Origin of the sequence: Polaribacter sp. (assembly GCF_965660385.1) — a bacterium.
GTDB lineage: Bacteria > Bacteroidota > Bacteroidia > Flavobacteriales > Flavobacteriaceae > Polaribacter.
This window is the reverse complement of record NZ_CBFHZT010000135.1, coordinates 1-1,212: the sequence shown is the minus strand read 5'-3', so window position 1 is coordinate 1,212 and position 1,212 is coordinate 1. Positions and strand designations below refer to the sequence as shown.

The following is a 1,212-nucleotide window of genomic DNA, read 5'->3' as shown; positions in this document are numbered from 1 at the left end:
ATATCTCTATAAATATACCCATCATAATAATTTTGGATGGTCGTTTCAATTTGCTGTTTGTTACTTTTTTTAGTTTGACTTTGTAAGTAAACTGAGCATAAAACAACTACAATTGCGAGTATTTTTTTCATCATTCTAATTAACGTGAGTTCGACGTAAGAAAATTGTTATTTATTTAAGAAAAAAGCAGAAAATTCAGTAAATTAAGGTTCTGATATTCAATTAACTAAAATTATTCTGCTTATGATTTCTGACTCTAAAATTATTGAAATTTTTTGTAATCTAGACGATTTTATGGAAGAATTTGATGCTGTTTTACTAAAAAACAGTATTTCAGATACTTCATTGCCTAAAAAACGCAATAGAAAATCCAAAATGAGTAAAAGTGAAGTAATGACTATTATGGTTATTTTCCACCTAAAATCACATCGTAATCTAAAGCATTTTTATCTCTATTATGTATCTAAACATATGGATGATTTCTTCCCTGATTTAGTTTCATATAATCGTTTTGTTGAATTACAAAAGTCAGTAATTCAACCTTTAGCTGTCTATTTAAAGCTTTTTGGTTTAGGTAAATGTTCAGGTATTTCTTTTATCGATTCTACGGCTCTTAAAGTGTGTCATTACAAAAGAGAAAAACAAAATAAAGTGTTTCAAGGAATTGCTGAAAAAAGCTATGGAACATTAGGTTGGTTTTATGGTTTTAAATTGCATTTAGTCAGTAACGATAAGGGACAAATTATTGATTTCTTGATTACTAAAGCCAATGTAGATGATCGATATCCGCTTAAAAATAAAAATTTTCACGATAAAATATTTGGAAAAATATATGGTGATAAAGGATATCTAGGTAAAGATTTATTTGATAAATTGTTTGTTGACGGGATTCATTTAGTAACCAAACTAAGAAAGAATATGAAGAAAAAAGCACTCGATTTTATGGATAAAATTTATCTCAGAAAAAGAGCAATTATAGAATCTGTAAACGATGTATTAAAAAACACTTGCCAAATAGAACATTCTAGACACCGCTCTTTTGATAACTTTTTAGGAAATTTAATAGCAGGTTTAACAGCTTATTCTTTTCTTGATAAGAAACCGAGTATTAAAATTCAAAGATTTTTATCTAATATTGGTATTAGTTAAGTCGAACTCACGTTCATTAGTAAATTTTGAATGTTTAATCATTCCCATGAAAATGGGGATCCA

General features: G+C 27.3%; 1 protein-coding gene. It reads left to right on the top strand.

What is annotated here, in order from left to right:
- The first annotated feature begins 243 nt into the window (after positions 1-243).
- The gene (locus ACTG3V_RS15580; protein ID WP_439133090.1) at positions 244-1,149 is read left to right on the top strand and encodes an IS982 family transposase; all 906 of its coding nucleotides are present in this window, start codon (positions 244-246) and stop codon (positions 1,147-1,149) included.
- Positions 1,150-1,212: the final 63 nt, after the last annotated feature.